This window comes from Janthinobacterium salmonicoloratum (assembly GCF_051380845.1).
Taxonomy (GTDB): domain Bacteria; phylum Pseudomonadota; class Gammaproteobacteria; order Burkholderiales; family Burkholderiaceae_D; genus Janthinobacterium; species Janthinobacterium lividum_F.
This window is the reverse complement of record NZ_JBNYXV010000002.1, coordinates 379,656-397,369: the sequence shown is the minus strand read 5'-3', so window position 1 is coordinate 397,369 and position 17,714 is coordinate 379,656. Positions and strand designations below refer to the sequence as shown.

At 61.7% G+C, this 17,714-nt stretch carries 17 protein-coding genes and 1 riboswitch; of the genes, 11 read left to right on the top strand and 6 right to left on the bottom strand.

The features are described 5' to 3' along the window. Positions 1–19: 19 nt before the first annotated feature. The gene (locus ACQ4WY_RS14925) at positions 20–1,099 is read right to left on the bottom strand and encodes a porin (RefSeq protein ID WP_436504744.1); all 1,080 of its coding nucleotides are present in this window, start codon (positions 1,097–1,099) and stop codon (positions 20–22) included. A 415-nt stretch (positions 1,100–1,514) separates the two neighbouring features. On the opposite strand from ACQ4WY_RS14925, the gene ACQ4WY_RS14920 reads away from it, so the two are divergent. Beyond that, entirely contained in the window at positions 1,515–3,017 is a 1,503-nt protein-coding gene (locus tag ACQ4WY_RS14920) for a tetratricopeptide repeat protein (RefSeq protein WP_436504743.1), read from the top strand. A gap of 24 nt (positions 3,018–3,041) precedes the next feature. On the opposite strand, the gene dapF is transcribed toward ACQ4WY_RS14920, so the two are convergent. Genes dapF through ACQ4WY_RS14905 form a run of 3 tightly spaced genes read right to left on the bottom strand, consistent with a single transcriptional unit; the run spans position 3,042 to position 5,658 of the window. Next, complete coding sequence (dapF, locus tag ACQ4WY_RS14915) at positions 3,042–3,905, bottom strand: diaminopimelate epimerase (protein ID WP_436504742.1); 864 nt, start codon at positions 3,903–3,905, stop codon at positions 3,042–3,044. Between the two features lie 11 nt (positions 3,906–3,916). After that, positions 3,917–4,792 carry an LpxL/LpxP family acyltransferase gene (locus ACQ4WY_RS14910; protein ID WP_436504741.1) on the bottom strand — a complete coding sequence of 292 codons (876 nt, stop codon included), beginning with the start codon at positions 4,790–4,792 and terminating at the stop codon, positions 3,917–3,919. Then, entirely contained in the window at positions 4,789–5,658 is an 870-nt protein-coding gene (locus ACQ4WY_RS14905) for a lysophospholipid acyltransferase family protein (RefSeq protein WP_436504740.1), read from the bottom strand. The genes ACQ4WY_RS14910 and ACQ4WY_RS14905 overlap by 4 nt, the downstream gene beginning before the upstream one ends. A gap of 188 nt (positions 5,659–5,846) precedes the next feature. On the opposite strand from ACQ4WY_RS14905, the gene metK reads away from it, so the two are divergent. The 5 genes from metK (at position 5,847) to metF (ending at position 10,540) form a co-directional block, all read left to right on the top strand. After that, positions 5,847–7,013, top strand: coding sequence for a methionine adenosyltransferase (gene metK, locus ACQ4WY_RS14900; RefSeq protein WP_071325721.1), 1,167 nt, complete (start codon positions 5,847–5,849; stop codon positions 7,011–7,013). A 143-nt stretch (positions 7,014–7,156) separates the two neighbouring features. After that, a complete protein-coding gene (locus ACQ4WY_RS14895) occupies positions 7,157–7,681 on the top strand; it encodes a hypothetical protein (RefSeq protein WP_436504739.1) in 525 nt (174 codons plus the stop codon). A gap of 86 nt (positions 7,682–7,767) precedes the next feature. Then, positions 7,768–7,836, top strand: a riboswitch (S-adenosyl-L-homocysteine riboswitch). A 24-nt stretch (positions 7,837–7,860) separates the two neighbouring features. Further along, the gene (ahcY, locus tag ACQ4WY_RS14890; RefSeq protein ID WP_436504738.1) at positions 7,861–9,285 is read left to right on the top strand and encodes an adenosylhomocysteinase; all 1,425 of its coding nucleotides are present in this window, start codon (positions 7,861–7,863) and stop codon (positions 9,283–9,285) included. 81 nt (positions 9,286–9,366) lie between these two features. Further along, a complete protein-coding gene (locus ACQ4WY_RS14885) occupies positions 9,367–9,723 on the top strand; it encodes a phage holin family protein (RefSeq protein WP_436504737.1) in 357 nt (118 codons plus the stop codon). Further along, entirely contained in the window at positions 9,710–10,540 is an 831-nt protein-coding gene (gene metF, locus ACQ4WY_RS14880; protein WP_436504736.1) for a methylenetetrahydrofolate reductase [NAD(P)H], read from the top strand. The genes ACQ4WY_RS14885 and metF overlap by 14 nt, the downstream gene beginning before the upstream one ends. 15 nt (positions 10,541–10,555) lie before the next feature. On the opposite strand, the gene ACQ4WY_RS14875 is transcribed toward metF, so the two are convergent. Next, complete coding sequence (locus ACQ4WY_RS14875; protein ID WP_436504735.1) at positions 10,556–11,083, bottom strand: 5-formyltetrahydrofolate cyclo-ligase; 528 nt, start codon at positions 11,081–11,083, stop codon at positions 10,556–10,558. Positions 11,084–11,187: 104 nt separating this feature from the next. On the opposite strand from ACQ4WY_RS14875, the gene ACQ4WY_RS14870 reads away from it, so the two are divergent. From ACQ4WY_RS14870 to ACQ4WY_RS14855, 4 genes are all read left to right on the top strand, one after another. Beyond that, positions 11,188–13,176, top strand: coding sequence for a lytic transglycosylase domain-containing protein (locus ACQ4WY_RS14870; protein WP_436504734.1), 1,989 nt, complete (start codon positions 11,188–11,190; stop codon positions 13,174–13,176). Positions 13,177–13,188: 12 nt separating this feature from the next. Then, entirely contained in the window at positions 13,189–13,905 is a 717-nt protein-coding gene (locus ACQ4WY_RS14865; RefSeq protein WP_219310332.1) for a glutathione S-transferase family protein, read from the top strand. A 12-nt stretch (positions 13,906–13,917) separates the two neighbouring features. Next, a complete protein-coding gene (locus ACQ4WY_RS14860) occupies positions 13,918–15,015 on the top strand; it encodes a tRNA nucleotidyltransferase/poly(A) polymerase-related protein (RefSeq protein ID WP_436504733.1) in 1,098 nt (365 codons plus the stop codon). Positions 15,016–15,102: 87 nt separating this feature from the next. Further along, positions 15,103–15,819, top strand: a complete 717-nt coding sequence (locus ACQ4WY_RS14855) for a GNAT family N-acetyltransferase (protein ID WP_353659202.1) — start codon at positions 15,103–15,105, stop codon at positions 15,817–15,819. Here the strand turns inward: ACQ4WY_RS14855 and ACQ4WY_RS14850 are convergent, their stop codons facing one another. Continuing rightward, positions 15,820–16,344: an Lrp/AsnC family transcriptional regulator gene (locus ACQ4WY_RS14850; RefSeq protein WP_034753092.1), complete on the bottom strand. Its 525-nt coding sequence runs from the start codon at positions 16,342–16,344 to the stop codon at positions 15,820–15,822. It lies immediately after the preceding gene. Positions 16,345–16,469: 125 nt separating this feature from the next. On the opposite strand from ACQ4WY_RS14850, the gene hppD reads away from it, so the two are divergent. Then, positions 16,470–17,597 carry a 4-hydroxyphenylpyruvate dioxygenase gene (hppD, locus tag ACQ4WY_RS14845; RefSeq protein ID WP_436504732.1) on the top strand — a complete coding sequence of 376 codons (1,128 nt, stop codon included), beginning with the start codon at positions 16,470–16,472 and terminating at the stop codon, positions 17,595–17,597. Positions 17,598–17,714 lie beyond the last annotated feature (117 nt).

The window sequence follows — 17,714 nt, the reverse complement described above, 5'->3', positions numbered from 1 at the left end:
GAGGGTGACGTGCGGGGCATTAGAAGTTGTGATGTACGCCCAGGCCGATGTAGCTGACCGAGGTGGTGTTGTTGTAGTTTGCGGCGCTGGCCGATTTCTTGTTCGAAATATCTGCGTACAGGTAGGTACGTTTCGACAGATTGTAGTCATAGCCCAGCGATGCTTGCTTGGTCTTGGCGACGCCGTCTGGCGTTTTCTGACCGTAGCCAGCGCGGATCTTGCCTGGGCCGACGTCATAGTTGGCGCCCAGCACCCACGATTTGGTGTCGGTATTGACGATTTTGAAATCGCCGTCATCCTGATGCTGGTACGTTGCCATCAGTTTCAATTCCGCGATTGGATTGAACGATGCACCGACCGACCACAGTTTGGCTTGCAGGCCGTTACGCTCGTAGGCAGCCATGGCCGCGAACTGCGCGTAGTTGTACGTTGCCGACACCGAGTAAGGGTTCGATGCTGGCGCCACATTGGCTGGCACGGCGAAATTGCCGGTGGCATTCGTCGTCAGGTTGCGTACGGTGGCAGCGACGGCGACGTTGTTGTTCGCTTCCTTGGCGGCCACGGTGGCGTTGAACTGGAAGCCGCTGATGACAGGCGAGTTGTAGAACACGGCGTTCGAGAAGCGGTTACGTGAGTTGCCTGGCGCGCTCAGCGGATCGCTGGTGTAGCCGGCCACGGTCAGGTCGGTCTGGAAACCGGCTGGCGTAGGCATGCCCGACCATGGTTCGAAACCGGTGCTCGTTTCCTGGAAGGCGGTCAGGCCACGGCCCAGGCGTACGGTACCGAAGTCGCCTTGCAGGCCGACGCGGCTTTGACCCTGGAACAGCGGACGCGAATTGGCGCCCGAGGTGTTTTCTACGGTGCCGGTGTCGGATTCATAGCGAATTTCCAGTTGGAAAATAGCTTTCAAACCATTGCCCAGATCTTCCGTGCCCTTGAAACCCAGTTTGTTGTTGTCGCGTTTGGTGACTGCGGTAGTCGAACCAGTCGCTTTACCCAGGCCTGCATCGATCGTGCCGTAGATTTGGACGGACGACTGCGCTTGTGCGGTTGCGGCAAAGGCGCCGAAGAGTGCGAGGGCAACGAGTGATTTTTTCATGTCTTATTCCCTATTAAAAGTGAGTTCCGTCCGAGATCCGAGCAGATTGAAATGCGCCAACTGTCGCGTTTCGATGAGTGAACCTTAATTCGTCGGCGCGCAAGACGTGCGGGATTGGTCAAATATGCGTGAAAAAATTGGTGAAAAGCGGCATAACTGCATGCCCCTGTTGTATTTTTGTAACGCGCGGTTTCTGCCGATCCTGCGCCGATGGCACCCGTTCTCCCATCGCCACGGTAGCGGCGCCTCGCCATATTGGCGTGTTCGGGCCAGGACATTGTTGCGTTGAATCAAGTTCTTAAGTGGGCTTTGGCGGATTTATGACACAAGGACGTTACACTAAGGGACGGCCTGCACTGATGGGCCTGGAGACGACTCACTATTATTAGAATCATTGACTCAATATCGAGAATCGATGGCAAATCGCGAAACATTAGGATTGATCAAGGGCGCACGCGCGGGCGATGTCGCTTGCCAGTTGGCATTGGGACGGGTGTATCTGTTTGGACAGGGTGTGCCGCAAAGCTTGCCGACCGCCTTGCACTGGCTGGCGCGGGCGGCCCAGGAGGATAGCGAGGAAGCGTGCTTGCTGATTGGCACGCATGTGCCGTTCGAAGTGGCGCAACCGGCAGCCAAGGCGCTGATTCCCTATTACGCGCAGGCGTTCGATGCGGGCCTGGTGCAGGCGGGCCTGGTGCTGGCGCAACTGGTGCTGGGCAATGCGGCCAGCCACTGTGACGCCTTGCGCGCCAAGGCGCGCGTGGCGCTGGATGCCGCCGTACGGGCCGGCTTGCCCGATGCACAATGGTTGTTGTCCATGCAAGAGGGATCGGCTGCACCTTCCGGGCCGGACACCAGCCTTGCTGGCGAGCACGTTCTCGATGACGACGCGCCGCTGCATGCCTGGCTGGAGCAGGCATGGAGCCAGGGCAACCATGCCGGCTTCCTGTCGCAAGGCTTGCCGCTGGCGCGCGAGTTGCTGCAGCGCCAGGCGGCGGCCGGGGCGCGCACGATCGCCCTCGAGGCGCCGCAGCTGCTATTGCTGTCGCGTTGCGCCCAGGCATTGGCGCCTGGCGGCGATGCCGAAGGCTGGCAGTGTTGCGAGCTGGCCGCGCATGGCGGCGACCGCACGGCGCAGCTGGAACTGGGGCTAGGCTATGCGCGCATGGATGCGCATGGCCAGCGGCTGGCCACGCGCAACGGCGCGGCCAATTTCAAGCGGGCCGTGCGCTGGCTGACGCAGGCTGGCGAGCAGGGACTGGCTGTCGCCTGGTTCGTGCTGTCGCGCATCTACACGAAACCGGAATTTTCCCAGCGCAATGTGGTCGAAGCCCATTCCTGCCTGGAGCGTGCCGCCGACCTGGGGCATGGCCCGGCCCAGCTTGAGTGCGGCATGTATGCCTGGCGTAATCGCCGCGATGGCGTCAACAACGATGTGCGGGCCGCGTACTGGCTGCTGCAGGCGCAGGCGCAAGGCAGCCGTGAAGCGGAGGCGGCGCTGGCGAAGATCGCGCCGCAAGGCGAATCCGGCGACTGGGGCCAGGACGCCGCCATGCAGGCCGATGGGCACTTGCGGCTATTGGGCCAGAGCCACCCCCTGCTGGCGGCGCGGCTGGCGCTGGCGCGCTGCTTTCATCTGTCGCGTGCCGAGGCGCTGCTGCTCGATATCCACGCGGCCGACCAGGGGCATTGTCTGTTGATCGATATCAGCGCCACGCATGGGCGCGGCAAGCGGCGCCTGGTGCTGATCCGCACGGCGCAGGAGCGCCAGCTGCTCGATCAGGTGGTGCGCCTGTTCGAGCGCGTCGATTGCGGTGTGGCGGGGCCGGAAGGCAATTACCGGCAGCGCCTGTACCGCCTGAAGTGCTACCTGGCCGAACTCGATGTCACGCAGGAACAGCAGTTCCAGGCCGCCTGACTTTTATGCCTGATTTTTACCTGTTTACAGCTCGATCGTGCCTTCGAACACGGTCACGGCCGGGCCCGTCATCAGGACGGGCTGGCCGGGGCCTTGCCAGGCGATCGACAGTTCCCCGCCGCGCGCGCTGATGCGCACGGGGGAATCAAGCAAGCCGCGCAGGATGCCGGCCACGGCTGCGGCGCAGGCGCCCGTGCCGCACGCCAAGGTTTCGCCCGCGCCCCGTTCAAACACGCGCAGTTTCACGTGATGGCGGTCGACGATCTGCATGTAGCCGGCGTTGACCCTGCGGGGGAAGCGCGCGTGATGCTCGATGCACGGGCCCGATTGTTCCAGGTCTTGCGCATCGACATCGTCGACCACTTGCACGGCGTGCGGGTTGCCCATCGAGACGACGGACACCAGCACGGTTGTAGCGTTGCCCGGCAGCGCCAGATCCAGCGGCCACAAGGTGTCGTTGCCTTGCGTTACACCGTCCAGGCCGTTTGCATCGAAGGGCACCAGCGTTGGCTCCAGCACGGGTGCGCCCATGTCGACCGTGATGCTGCCGTCGCGTTCCAGGCGTGGCGCGATGATGCCGGCCATGGTTTCCACGCGGATGCTGTCCTTGCTTGACAAGCCTTTTTCGCTGACGAACTTGACGAAGGCGCGCGCGCCATTGCCGCATTGCTCGACTTCGCCGCCATCGTTGTTATAGATGCGGTAGCGGAAGTCGCAGCCGGGCAGGCGCGGCTTTTCCACCACGAGGATCTGGTCGGCGCCGATGCCGAAACGGCGGTCGGCCAGGCGCTGCCACTGGGCCGGCGTGAAGGCTATGTCTTGATGGATGGCGTCGATGACGATGAAGTCATTGCCGGCGCCGTGCATCTTGGTAAATTGGAGTTTCATGGTCTGCCGTATCACTTGTGCTGGTTATAGAACGACGCTTCGCCTTCCGGACGCGTCTTGAAGCGCTTGTGCGTCCAGAAATACTCGGCTGGCGCTTCGCGCACGCGCTCTTCGATGAATTCGTTCATGCGGCGCGTGGCGGCCGTGATGTCGTCGCCCGGATAATCATCCCACGCCGGGTAATAGGTCACTTTCCAGCCCTGGTAATTGGGCAGGAAGGTGGCGATGACGGGAATGACTTGCGCCTTGGCGGCCAGCGCCAAGCGCGCCGTGGCCGTCAGGGTGGCGGCGGGCACGCCGAAGAAGGGCACGAATTCCGCATCCTTTTCGCCGAAATCCATGTCCGGCAGCATGAAATACGGCAAGCCGTCGCGCAGCGCGCGCAGAATCGTCTTGATGCCGTCCTGGCGCGTAAACAGCTTGGGCGGCTTGAAGCGCGAACGGCCGTTGCGCAAGGCCTGGTCGAAGGCGGCATTCTTTTGCTGCACATACATCGACGAGGCGGAAATTTCCATGGCCGTGGCGGCGCCGGCGACGTCGAGGCAGACGAAGTGCGGGCACAGCAAGATGGTGGGCTTGGCCGCGATCTGCTGGCCCGGGAAGGCGGGCACCTTTTTGATCAGGCGGTTCAGACGTTCTTCCGACGACCACCACAGGATGCTGCGCTCCCACACGCTGCGCGAATAGGCCTGGAAATGCTGGCGCGCCAGCGCCACGCGCTGCTGTTCCGTCAGTTCCGGCATGCACAGGCGCAGATTCGTCAGGGCGATCCTGCGCCGCGTGGGCATGGCGATGAACAGCACGCTGCCGACGGCCACGCCGAAGCGGCCGAGGATGGGCAAGGGCAGCCAGTGCAGCAGCCACATGAAGGCGATCAGCAGTCTCATGCCTGCTCCCCGGCGGCATCGGGCGGCGCTGGTGTGGGCGGCGGCGCGCCGCGCGGCACTTTATAGCGGTTGTAGCTCCACAGGTATTGCGCCGGGCTGCGCGCGATCAATTCTTCCATGGCCGCATTGATGGTGCGCGCCTGTTCGGCCGAGGTGCTGTCCAGCGACTCGGTGAAGGGCACGAAATGCACGACATAGCCGCGTCCGCCCGGCAGGCGTTCGGCGTAGGTGATGATGACTTCGGCGCCGCCCATCTGCGCCAGCTTGGCCGGCAGGGTCATGGTGTAGGCGGGACGGCCGAAGAAATCGGCCCACACGCCTTCGCCTTCCTGCGGCACCTGGTCGGGCAGCAGGCCGATGGGCTGGCCTTTTTTCAGGCATTTGGCAAAGATGCGCACGCCCGACATATTGGCCGGCGCCAGCATCAGGTTTTCGCGCGCGCGGGCCCCTTCGATCAGCGGTTTCAAGGCAGCGCGCTTGGGCGGGCGGTACATCACGGTGAGCGGCGTGCGCAGCGCGATCTGTTGCGCGACGATTTCAAAGCAGCCCAGGTGCGGCGTCAGGAAGACGATGCCGCGGCCGTGTTGCAGCGCCTTTTCCACCAGTTCCCAGTTTTCCACCGTCGCATGGCGCGCCACGCGCCCGGCTGGCGCGCACCAGATGAAAGGCAATTCCAGCACGCTCTTGCCCGCTTCGGCCACGGCCGTGTGCAAGTGTTGCGAAAACCCCGCACCCTGCATATTCTCGCGCATGCGGCGACGGTAGGACGGGGAAATGGCGTAAATCACCCAGCCGAGCGCAGCGCCCAGGGCATGCAGGACGGGCAGGGGAAAGATCGATAAGAAGCGGAAAATTGGGACTAACATGTATAAGCTGTTTCCAGTAATGGCGGGTTGCTGTGCCAAAATTTTTTAAGAAGCGTAAAATACCACGTATGCAGTAACCGCTGAGTTAATAGACAACTTGCGAAGCGGAATATAAATATCGCTAAAGCGTCGCAGGCAAAATCCTCTTTACTGCGACAGAACATTCACATAGTAAACAGGAGCTTGCAATGTCAAACGACTATCTCTTCACTTCCGAATCCGTTTCGGAAGGCCATCCCGACAAGGTTGCCGATCAAATTTCCGACGCCATCCTTGACGCCATCCTGACCCAGGATCCCGCCGCCCGCGTGGCTGCCGAAACCCTGTGCAACACCGGTCTGGTGGTGCTGGCTGGCGAGATTACCACGCACGCCAATGTGGATTATATTCAAGTTGCGCGCGAAACCATCAAACGCATTGGCTACGACAACACGGAATACGGCATCGACTACAAGGGTTGCGCCGTGCTGGTGGCCTACGACAAGCAGTCGCCGGACATCGCGCAAGGCGTAGATGAAGGTGCGGGCATTGACCTGGATCAAGGCGCTGGCGATCAGGGCCTGATGTTCGGTTACGCCTGCGATGAAACGGCCGAGCTGATGCCTGCCGCCATCCACTACGCGCACCGCCTGGTCGAGCGCCAGTCGCAGCTGCGCAAGGATGGCCGTCTGCCATGGCTGCGTCCTGATGCGAAATCGCAAGTGACCCTGCGCTACGTCGATGGCCGCCCGGTTGGCGTGCACACCGTCGTGCTGTCGACCCAGCATGCGCCGGAAATCTCGCATTCGCAGATCGAAGAAGCCGTCATCGAAGAAATCATCAAGCCGATCCTGCCGCGCGAATGGCTGACCGAGACGAAATTCCTCGTCAACCCGACGGGCCGTTTCGTCATCGGCGGTCCGCAAGGCGATTGCGGCTTGACCGGCCGCAAGATCATCGTTGACACCTACGGTGGCGCAGCCCCGCACGGCGGCGGCGCGTTTTCGGGCAAGGACCCTTCGAAAGTCGACCGTTCGGCAGCGTATGCGGCCCGTTACGTGGCGAAAAATATCGTCGCGGCCGGCCTGGCGCGCCAATGCCAGGTGCAGGTCAGCTACGCCATCGGCGTGGCCAAGCCAATCAACATCACCGTCTACACGGAAGGCACGGGCGTGATTCCCGATGCGGAAATCGCCAAGCTGGTGCTGGCGCACTTTGATCTGCGTCCAAAAGGCATCGTGCAAATGCTCGACCTGCTGCGCCCGATCTACCAGAAGAGCGCCGCCTACGGCCATTTCGGCCGCGAAGAGCCGGAATTCACGTGGGAGCGCACCGACAAGGTCGCCCTGCTGCGCGACGCCGCCGGCCTGAAGTAATCTAGCCTGCTTGCAAGAAAAGCGCCCCGGCCAGCTGGCCGCGGGCGCTTTTTTTATGGGCGCGCGCGCGACGGCGCGTACCGAACGGCGTCGCCGTAGGGATACGCTACAATTTATTGCAAATAAACTAACTGGAGAATTCCATGACTTTGTTGCGCGCACGCTCGTTGGCTGTGGTCCTGCTGGCCACATGGGGCCTGTCCGCTGTCGCGGCCGCGCCAGTCACGGCGCCGGCCACGCTGACGGTGGGACAATGGCTGGACAAGGCGGAAGGGGGCGATGGGTATGCCGTGCTGACTCTGGCGGCGGCCGGCAAATTTGTTTTCCCCGATGGCTCGCTGGCAACGCCGGTGCAGATCAGGCCTGAACTCACCGAGCTGATGGGGCAAATGTCGGCACGCCAGGCCTTGCATGTGCTCACCATCTATGCCGACAGTGGTTTTCTCGCCACGGATCCCGATGCATGGCGGTCTAATATCAAGCCCGATGCCGTACTCACCTGCAAATGGGCCATGCGCGCCGCGAATTACCCGACCGACGGCAGCAAGGCTGATAAAGACATGGTGCCCATCCTGCGCGACTTGGCCGATGAAATAGCGCGACGCCTGAACGCTGACGAGCGCGCCAGCTGTATCAACCAGGGCAAGAACTGGCCGCGCAAACCGTAGGGCGCCAGCGCGCGTCGCGGGCTTGCCAGGCGGCCGGCCCGCATGACTAATGGTTGCCGCCGGCGCATGGCCAATGTTATGATGCGTGGTCCGAGGAGCGTTGCGACGAAGAAATTCGCCAGGCTCGGAATATCCTGCAACTGCGCTCACGTACCTTTTTCAACTGAAAGGAGGGCGTGATGAACGCCGTACTCAAATCGCAACACGACTACACCATCGCCGATATCACTCTGGCCGCATGGGGCGACAAAGAAATCAAGATTGCTGAAACGGAAATGCCTGGCCTGATGGCCATCCGCGAAGAATTCGCGGCAGCGCAGCCTTTGAAAGGTGCGCGCATCACCGGTTCCATCCACATGACCATCCAGACCGCAGTGCTGATCCAGACCCTGGAAGCACTGGGCGCGCAAGTGCGTTGGGCATCGTGCAACATTTACTCCACGCAAGATCACGCTGCCGCCGCCATCGCTGCCGCCGGCACGCCGGTGTTCGCCGTCAAGGGCGAGTCGCTGGACGACTACTGGGAATACACGCACCGCATCTTCGAATGGCCGAACGTGGATGGCAAGGCTGTCTACTCGAACATGATCCTCGACGATGGCGGCGACGCCACCCTGCTGCTGCACCTGGGCGTGCGCGCGGAAACCGATCTGTCGGTGCTGGCCAACCCGGGTTCGGAAGAAGAAATCTGCATGTTCAACTCGATCAAGCGGCATCTGCTGGTCGACCCGACCTGGTACTCGAAGCGTCTGCCGGAAATCCTGGGCGTGACGGAAGAAACCACCACCGGCGTGCACCGTTTGTATCAAATGCACAAGGAAGGCAAGCTGGCTTTCCCTGCGATCAACGTGAACGATTCCGTCACGAAATCGAAGTTCGACAACCTGTACGGCTGCCGTGAGTCGCTGGTCGACGGCATCAAGCGCGCCACCGACGTGATGATCGCCGGTAAAGTGGCCGTCATCGCCGGTTACGGTGACGTCGGCAAAGGTTCGGCCCAAGCCATGCGCGCCCTGTCGGCGCAAGTATGGGTGACGGAAGTCGATCCGATCTGCGCACTGCAGGCGGCGATGGAAGGCTACCGCGTGGTCACGATGGATTACGCCTGCGAACACGGCGACATCTTCGTTACCTGCACGGGCAACTACCATATCCTGACGCACGATCACCTGACGCGCATGAAAGACCAGGCTATCGTCTGCAACATTGGTCACTTTGACAATGAAATCGATGTTGCCTCGTTGAAGCAATACGAGTGGGAAAACATCAAGCCGCAAGTCGACCACATCATCTTCCCGTCGGGCCGCCGTATCATCCTGCTGGCCGAAGGCCGTCTGGTCAACCTCGGTTGCGGTACGGGCCACCCGTCGTACGTGATGAGCTCGTCGTTCGCCAACCAGACGATCGCCCAGATCGAGCTGTACGCGAACACGGCCAACTACCCGGTCGGCGTGTACACCTTGCCGAAACACCTCGATGAAAAAGTCGCCCGTTTGCAACTCAAAAAGTTGAATGCGCAGCTGACGGAACTGACGCAGGAGCAAGCCGACTACATCGGCGTGCGTCAAGAAGGCCCCTACAAGCCAGAGCACTACCGCTATTAATCGGTAGTCCGGGGCCGTAACTCACCCTCTGAGGGCCGGCGCCTGCAGCCGGCCTGACCCTACTTTTGACAGGCTAGAGAAATGCGCTTGCTACTGATTTGGTTTATCAATGCGGCAGCCCTGTTTGCCGTCCCTTATTTGATGCACTCGGTGACGATGAGCAGCGGCTGGACCGCGCTGCTGGCCGCTGCCGTGCTGGGACTGGTCAATGCGCTGATCCGTCCCTTGCTGATCTTGCTGACCCTGCCCGTGACGTTTTTGTCGCTGGGCCTGTTCATCCTGATCATCAACGGCTTCATGTTCTGGCTGGTGGCGCAGATGATAGCTGGTTTCCATGTCGCCAGTTTCTGGTCGGCCGTGGGTGGTGCATTGCTGTACAGCGTCATTTCCTGGGCCCTGTCGACTTTACTTTTGAGTAACGACGATGGAAAAGCATAATTTCAGTATTGAGTTTTTCCCGCCGAAAACCCCGGAAGGGGCGGAAAAGCTGCGCGCCACGCGTGTCAAGTTGTCTGAGTTGCATCCAAAGTATTTTTCGGTGACCTTTGGCGCCGGCGGTACCACGCAGCAAGGCACGCTCGATACCGTGCGCGAGATCCTGGCGGCCGGCGAACAGGCCGCGCCCCATCTGTCTTGCGTCGGCGGCTCGCGCGAATCGATCCGCGCCGTGCTGGCCGACTTCAAGGCGGCTGGCGTGAACCGCATCGTGGCCTTGCGCGGCGACTTGCCGAGCGGCTACGGCGCTTCAGGCGAATTCCGCTACGCCAACGAGCTGGTGGAATTCATCCGCGCCGAGACGGGCGACCATTTTCATATCGAAGTGGCCGCCTATCCGGAAGTGCATCCGCAAGCGCGGTCGCCGCAGGACGACTTGAACGCGTTCGCGCGCAAGGTGCAGGCCGGCGCCGATGCGGCCATCACCCAGTACTTCTACAATGCCGACGCGTATTTCCAGTTTGTCGAGCAGACGCAGAAGATGGGCATCAACGTGCCCATCGTGGCCGGTATCATGCCGATCACGAACTACACGCAGCTGATGCGCTTTTCGGACATGTGCGGCGCGGAAATTCCACGCTGGGTGCGTCTGAAACTGGCCAGCTTTGGCGACGACAGCGCATCCATCAAGGCCTTTGGCCTGGACGTGGTGACGGGCTTGTGCGAACGCCTGCTGGAAGGCGGCGCGCCTGGCTTGCATTTCTATAGCATGAACCAGGCGGCGCCCACTACTGCACTGTGGCAGCGCCTGATCAAGTAATCCCTTGCTGATGCGTCAGAACAGATCGCCCTCGGTCACGATGTGATCGAGGGCGATGTCGTATTCGCCGTTGGGAAAGCTTGCCGCCAGGCAGGCATAGGCGATACCGAGCGTGCGCGGGCGGGGGGCTTGCGCCAGGGTACGGTCGTAATAGCCGCCGCCATAGCCGAGGCGATACCTTTCCCCATTGAATCCCAGGCAGGGCACCAGCAGGGTGGCGGGCGCCGGGCGCAGGCGCAATTGGGCCGGCACGGCCACGCCCATGCCATCCTTGGCCATGGCTTCACCCGGCGTCCAGGCAGAAAAGGCCAGCGGCGCATGCTTTTCCAGCACCACCGGCAGGCTTAATTGCACGCCGCGCGCGGCCAGCTGCGCATACGCGCCGTGCAAGTCCGGCTCGCCATGCAGGGGCCAGTACACGCCCAGTTCCTCGACGTTTTCCTGCGCGCACCAGTCCAGCAGGCGCTGCGCGATGGCGGCATCCCACCCTGCGCGCGTGGCGTCGGGCAGGGCGCGCCGGGCCGCCAGCAAGGCTTTGCGCAAGCCGGCTTTTTCCGGTAGCGCAATGGGTGGCCGTGTAGCCGGATCGCATGTTATTCTAGGGTCGCTATTCATATCACCATCAAGTTAAGATTGAGAGTCGTACATTGATTTCCCCACTGAAATGGATTGCCGGCACGATGCTGTGTGTTGCATCTGCCCTGTCTCCCCTGGCCGCCCTGGCCCAGGTATCCACCACCGTATCCCCAGCCGCCCCCGACACGCGCAGCGAGGACGATGCCTTCCTGCTGCTGCGCGACGCCGCGCGCAAGGATGACGTCGAAAAAGCCGACTTTTATGCGGGGCGCCTGACGAATTACCAGATTCCCTCGTATGTTGACTATTATCGGCTGAAACCGCGCATCAAACAGTTGAGCGAGGCGCAATTTCGCGATTACCTGAACCGCTACAAGGGCAGCGCCATCGCCGACCGTTTCCGCAACGACTGGCTGCTGGAGCTGGGCCGCAAGCGCGATTGGGTCGTGTTTGATGAGCAGTATCCGCAATTCGCCCTCGATGATGACACACAGCTCAAGTGCTACGCGCTGATGTCGCGCGCGGCCAAGGGCCAGAACGTGGCGTCCGAGGCGCGCAACCTGCTCGTCTCGCCGCCTGGCTATGGCGAAGCATGCGGCAGCCTGATCGCGGCATTGGCGCAAAATGGCCAGTTCGACACGAATGAGCTGTGGGCGCAGATCCGCCTGGCGGGCCAGACCAATGCCACTGGCCCGGCGCGCCGCATCGCGCTGCTGCTGGGCGCGTCCGACGCGAAGATGGCGCAAGCCATCGATTTGCCGGCGCTGATGCTGGCCAAGGGACCGGGGCCAAGTCGCGCCGACCACGAGATGTACCTGGTGGCCGTCGGCCGCATGGCGAAAAGTACCCTGAAGCTGGGTGTCGTGGCCCTGCAAAAGGCGAGTTCGCAGCTGACGGCGCAGGAGCAGGCGATTGGTTGGGCCAGCCTGGCCCTGCAAGCATCGTATGCGCTGGCACCGGAAGCGTTTGAGTATTGGCAAAAAACCAATGGCGCGCCGTTGACCCAGGAGCAGATGCAGTGGAAGGCGCGTATCGCCTTGCGTGAAGGCAACTGGCCGCTGGTGAAGGCCGCCATCCAGGCCATGCCGGCCTCCCTGCGCGCGGATCCCACCTGGGTCTACTGGCTGGCGCGCGCGCAGCAGGCGGAAACGCCGGGCCGCCCGAACGCGCAGGCGGACACCCTGTATCGCACGATTTCTGACCAGTCGAATTTTTACGGCTTGTTGGCCAATGAAGAGCTGGGCAACCACCTGGTGCTGCCGCCGCCGGGTCAGCCCGTCACGCCGCCTGAAATCGCCGCCATGGCCGCCAACCCGGGGCTGCAGCGCGCCTTGAAATTCTTCAATATGCGCTTGCGCTTCGAAGGCACGCGCGAGTGGAACTGGGAATTGCGTTCCATGACGGATCGCCAGCATCTGGCGGCCGCGGAATTTGCGCGCCAGAACAATGTGCTCGACCGCATGGTCAACACCTCGGACCGCACGCGATTGGAAGTGGACTATACGCAGCGTTATCCGACGCCACATGACGACGTCATGCATCCGGCCACGCAAACCCTGGGCCTGGATAAAGCCTGGGTGTATGGCTTGATCCGCCAGGAATCGCGCTTCATCATGGATGCGCAGTCGCATGTGGGCGCGTCCGGCCTGATGCAGGTGATGCCGTCGACGGCCCGTTACGTCGCCAAGAAGATCGGCTTGACCGATTTCGTCACGGAAACGTTGAGCGATGTGCGCACCAACGTCTTGCTGGGCACGAATTACCTGAACATGGTGCTTGGCGGTCTCGACGGTTCGCAAGTGCTGGCCAGCGCCGCCTACAACGCGGGACCGGGGCGCTTGCGCATCTGGCGCGCCACGATGACGCGTCCGCTGGAAGGCGCCATCTTCGCCGAGATCATTCCCTATACGGAAACGCGCGGTTACGTGAAAAACGTGATGGCCAACGCCACGTATTATGCGGCCCTGTTCGAGAAGAGCCCGCAGTCGCTGAAAGCGCGCCTGGGTACCGTGGGGCCGAAAAACAGCGCCGTTTCTGCCGATTTGCCATCATCCAACTAAAGCACGCCGACCATGCAAACGACCATCCTTGATCCCAGCCTGACGCAAACCCTGGCCGCCGCGCGCGAACCGGGCCTGACCCTCATCATCGGCAACAAGAATTACTCATCGTGGTCGATGCGCCCGTGGGTGGCCATGACGGCCTTCGGCATCCCGTTCCAGGAAGTGCGCGTGCTGCTCGACCAGAGCGACACGGCCACTAAAATCGCCGAGTATTCCGCCTGCGGCCGGGTCCCCGTGCTGCTGGCGGGCGAGATCACGATCTGGGACAGCCTGGCCATCTGCGAATACCTGGCCGAGCAGTTTCCTGACAAACACATGTGGCCGCAAGACGTGGCCGCACGCGCCATGGCGCGCTGTGTCTGCGCGGAAATGCATTCCGGTTTCACCGGCTTGCGCACGGATATGTCGATGAATATCAAGGCCAAGTTGCCGGGACGTGGCCGCACGGCCGCCGCGCAGGCGGACATTGGCCGCATCAGCGAAATCTGGGAAGAGTGTCTGTCGCGCTTTGGCCACCACCAGTTCCTGTTTGGCGACTTTTCCATCGCTGATGCGTATTTCGCCCCCGTCGTCATGCGTTTCCGCACCTATGGCGTGAGCCTGGCGCCGGCGCTGAACGCGTATTGCGAGCGCGTGCAGGCACACCCGGCCGTGGCCCGCTGGATCACGGAAGCGCTGGCGGAGACGGAAGTCGCTGCCAAGCACGACGCGGAATTACCTGATTAAGAAAAGAGCAACATGAAGATTTACACGGTCGGTGGCGCGGTGCGCGACCAACTGCTGGGCTTGCCCGTGAAAGACCACGACCACGTCGTCGTCGGCGCCACGCCGGAAGACATGCTGCGCCAGGGATTCCGGCCCGTCGGCAAGGATTTCCCCGTTTTCCTGCACCCGAAGACGCAGGAAGAATACGCGCTGGCCCGCACGGAACGCAAGACGGCGCCCGGCTACCGGGGCTTTGTCTTCCACACGGCGCCCGATATCACCCTGGAAGACGACCTGGTGCGGCGCGATCTCACCATCAACGCCATCGCGCAAGCTGAGGATGGCAGCCTGACGGACCCGTTCGGCGGCATCGAGGATATCCGGAATAAAATCTTCCGCCACGTCTCCGACGCGTTTGGCGAAGACCCCGTGCGCATCTTGCGCCTGGCCCGCTTTGCCGCCCGCTTCGACGCTTTTACCGTTGCACCCGCCACCATGGAACTGATGCGCCGGATGGTGCAGGACGGCGAAGTCGACGCCCTGGTGGCCGAGCGCGTATGGCAGGAAGTGGCGAAAGGATTGATGGAAGCGCGACCGTCGCGCATGCTGACGGTGCTGCAGGACTGTGGTGCGCTGGCGCGCATCATGGGTGAAATCAGCGTCAGCGAGCGCTTGCTGCAGGTCATCGACCATGCCGCCGCGCAAGGTCATGACTTGCCCGTGCGCTTCGCCGCCTTGATGCTACATATGAGCAAGGATGCCATCGAGCAATTGAGCGAGCGCCTGCGCGTGCCCAACGAGTGCCGCGAGCTGGCCGTCATGGCGTCGCGCGAGCTGGACCAGATCAATGGCGCGCTGGAGTTGGGCGCCGAAGCCATCGTCGCCTTGTGCGAACGCTGCGACGGCTTGCGCAAGCCGCAGCGCTTTGCGCAACTGTTGCAGGCTGTGGCCTGTGACGGGCTGGTCGCGGGCGACTTTCCCCAAGCGGTACGGCTGCAGGGCGGGTTGGACGCGGCGCGCGCCGTCAACGCGGGGGCACTGGCGCAAGGCTGCGCGGAGCCGAAACGCATCCCCGAAGTCATCCATGCGGCGCGGGTGGCTGCCGTGCAAGCATTCCTGGCCCAGGCTTGAATGGCGGGAATAGGCTACAATGGCGTCACAATGTTGCACTGCACAATACCGGCCTGACGTGCCGCAGCACCGCCCCCAGGAGTCGTCGTGACCTTACCCAAGCTGTTTCAAAACCCGTTTCGCCGCTGGCTCAGCCGTAGCGGCGGCGGGCGTCCGACCGTGCTCGTCAAGCAGTTGCACGAGCGCGACCGGCGCCGCATGATGAAGCATTTCCTGTCGCTCGAGAAAAGCGACCGTTTGCTGCGCTTCGGCAGCGCCTTGCCCGATGAACTGGTGGCCCAGTACGTGCAGAAGATGGATTTCTCGCGCGACATGATTTACGGCGTCTACAACAGCTTGTTCAAGCTGGTGGGCGTGGGGCATCTGGCGTTCGCGCCGAAGGACAAGTCGCCGGCGAAAAGTGTCGTCACGGACAAGGAGCAGGTGGCCGAGTTTGGCGTGTCGGTGTCGAAATCCATGCGCGGCATGGGTGTGGGTTCGAAACTGTTCGAGCGGGCGGCGATTCACTGCCGCAACAACGATGTCGATACCCTGTACATGCATTGTTTGTCGTCGAACAAGACGATGATGCATATCGCCAAGAAGGCGGGCATGGAAATCCAGCGCGACTATGGCGAGGCTGATGCTTATCTGAAACTGTTGCCGCCGAATCCGACCAGCATGCTGCAGGAAGCCGTGCAGGAACAGTTCGCCATGTTCGACTACACGTTCAAGGCGAACGCGCGCGCCGCGTATAAACTGTTCGAGCGCTTGCCGGGGCGCAAAAAGCCCGCGCCGCCCCCGCCATCCCCGCCAGCAGAGTAATTACAGCAGGGGCAGGGCCGTCGTATCCTTGATACGCTGCAGGGCAAAGCTCGATTTGACGTCCAGCACGGCCGGGTGGCGCAGCAGGGTCGCCATCATGAAGCGCGAAAAGTGCTCCATGTCTTCCACGTGCACACGCAATAAATAATCCATTTCACCCGTCATCGCATAGCACGCCACCACTTCCGGCCATTGCGCCACGGCCACGGCAAAGTCGGCGCGCGGCGAGGTATTCGTCACCAGATTGGGCGCCAGCACGCGCGCCGTGCTGTGTGCGGTGGCGTCGCTGTGCTTTTCCAGCCGCACGTTCACGTAAGCGAGCAAGCCCAGGCCGATCTTTTCCGGGTCCAGCAGGGCTACGTACTGGCGGATGACGCCCGCTTCTTCCAGCCGTTTGACGCGGCGCAAGCATGGCGACGGCGACAGGCTGACCTGTTCGGCCACGTCCTGATTCGACAGGCGGCCATCGGCCTGCAGGACGGCAAGGATCTTGCGGTCCGTTTTATCCAGCGTAATTTTGCTCATGCTTCCTCCGGTGGTTCTCGTTTCACGCAATATTATTGCGCAAATCATGATTGTTCGGGAGATCTTTGGCATTTAATGCCCGTGACCCACGCCTATACTGTGCGCTACTTCTTGGAGGAGACATCATGCAATTTCAGCCTTGGGATAACCCGATGGGTACCGATGGTTTCGAGTTCGTCGAGTATGCAGCACCAGACCCAAAAGCATTGGGCAAGCTGTTCGAGAACATGGGCTTCACGGCCATCGCGCGCCACCGCCACAAGGATGTGACCCTGTACCGTCAGGGCGACATCAATTTCATCATCAATGCCGAACAAGATTCGTTCGCGCAGCGTTTTGCCCGCCACCACGGCCCGTCCGTGTGCGCCATCGCCATCCGTGTCGACGACGCGGCCTTCGTGTACCGCCGCGCGCTGGAACTGGGCGCCTGGGGTTTCGATAATAAAACGGGCCCGATGGAGCTGAATATTCCCGCCATCAAGGGCGTGGGCGATTCGCTGTTGTACTTCGTCGACCGCTGGCGCGGCAAGGGCGCCGACAAGCCGGATGCGGCCGCTCCAGGCGGCATCGGCGACATCAGCATCTATGACGTCGACTTCGTCGCCATTCCCGGCGCCGTCGCCAACCCCGTCGGCCATGGCCTGACCTATATCGACCACCTGACGCACAATGTGCACCGTGGCCGCATGAAGGAATGGGCGACGTTCTATGAAAGCCTGTTCAACTTCCGCGAAGTGCGTTACTTCGACATCGAAGGCAAGCTGACGGGCCTCAAATCAAAGGCCATGACTTCGCCGTGCGGCAAGATCCGCATCCCGATCAATGAATCGTCGGACGACAAGTCGCAGATCGCCGAATACCTGGACCAGTACCATGGCGAAGGCATCCAGCACATCGCGCTGGGTACGGACAATATCTACGCGTCCGTGCAAGGCATGCGCGATACGGGTATCGATTTCCAGGACACGATTGAAACTTACTATGAGCTGGTCAACCGCCGCCTGCTGAACCACGGTGAGCAGCTGGAAGAACTGCGCCGCCTGCGCATCCTGATCGATGGCCACAGCACGGAAACGGAACGCGAACTGCTGCTGCAGATCTTCACGCAGACGGTGATCGGTCCGATCTTCTTCGAGATCATCCAGCGCAAGGGCGACCAGGGCTTCGGCGAAGGCAATTTCCGCGCGCTGTTCGAATCGATCGAGCTGGACCAGATCAAGCGCGGCGTGCTGAAAGATACGAATGCGGCATAATGTTGCTTTGTAACAAACGGTAGTTAAAAGAGCACCAAAAAGGTAAAAACGCGGGAGTGCAGCGCAGCAAAGAACTGTGCGCATTCCTGTGGTAGTCTACGACAAACAAGTCATTTT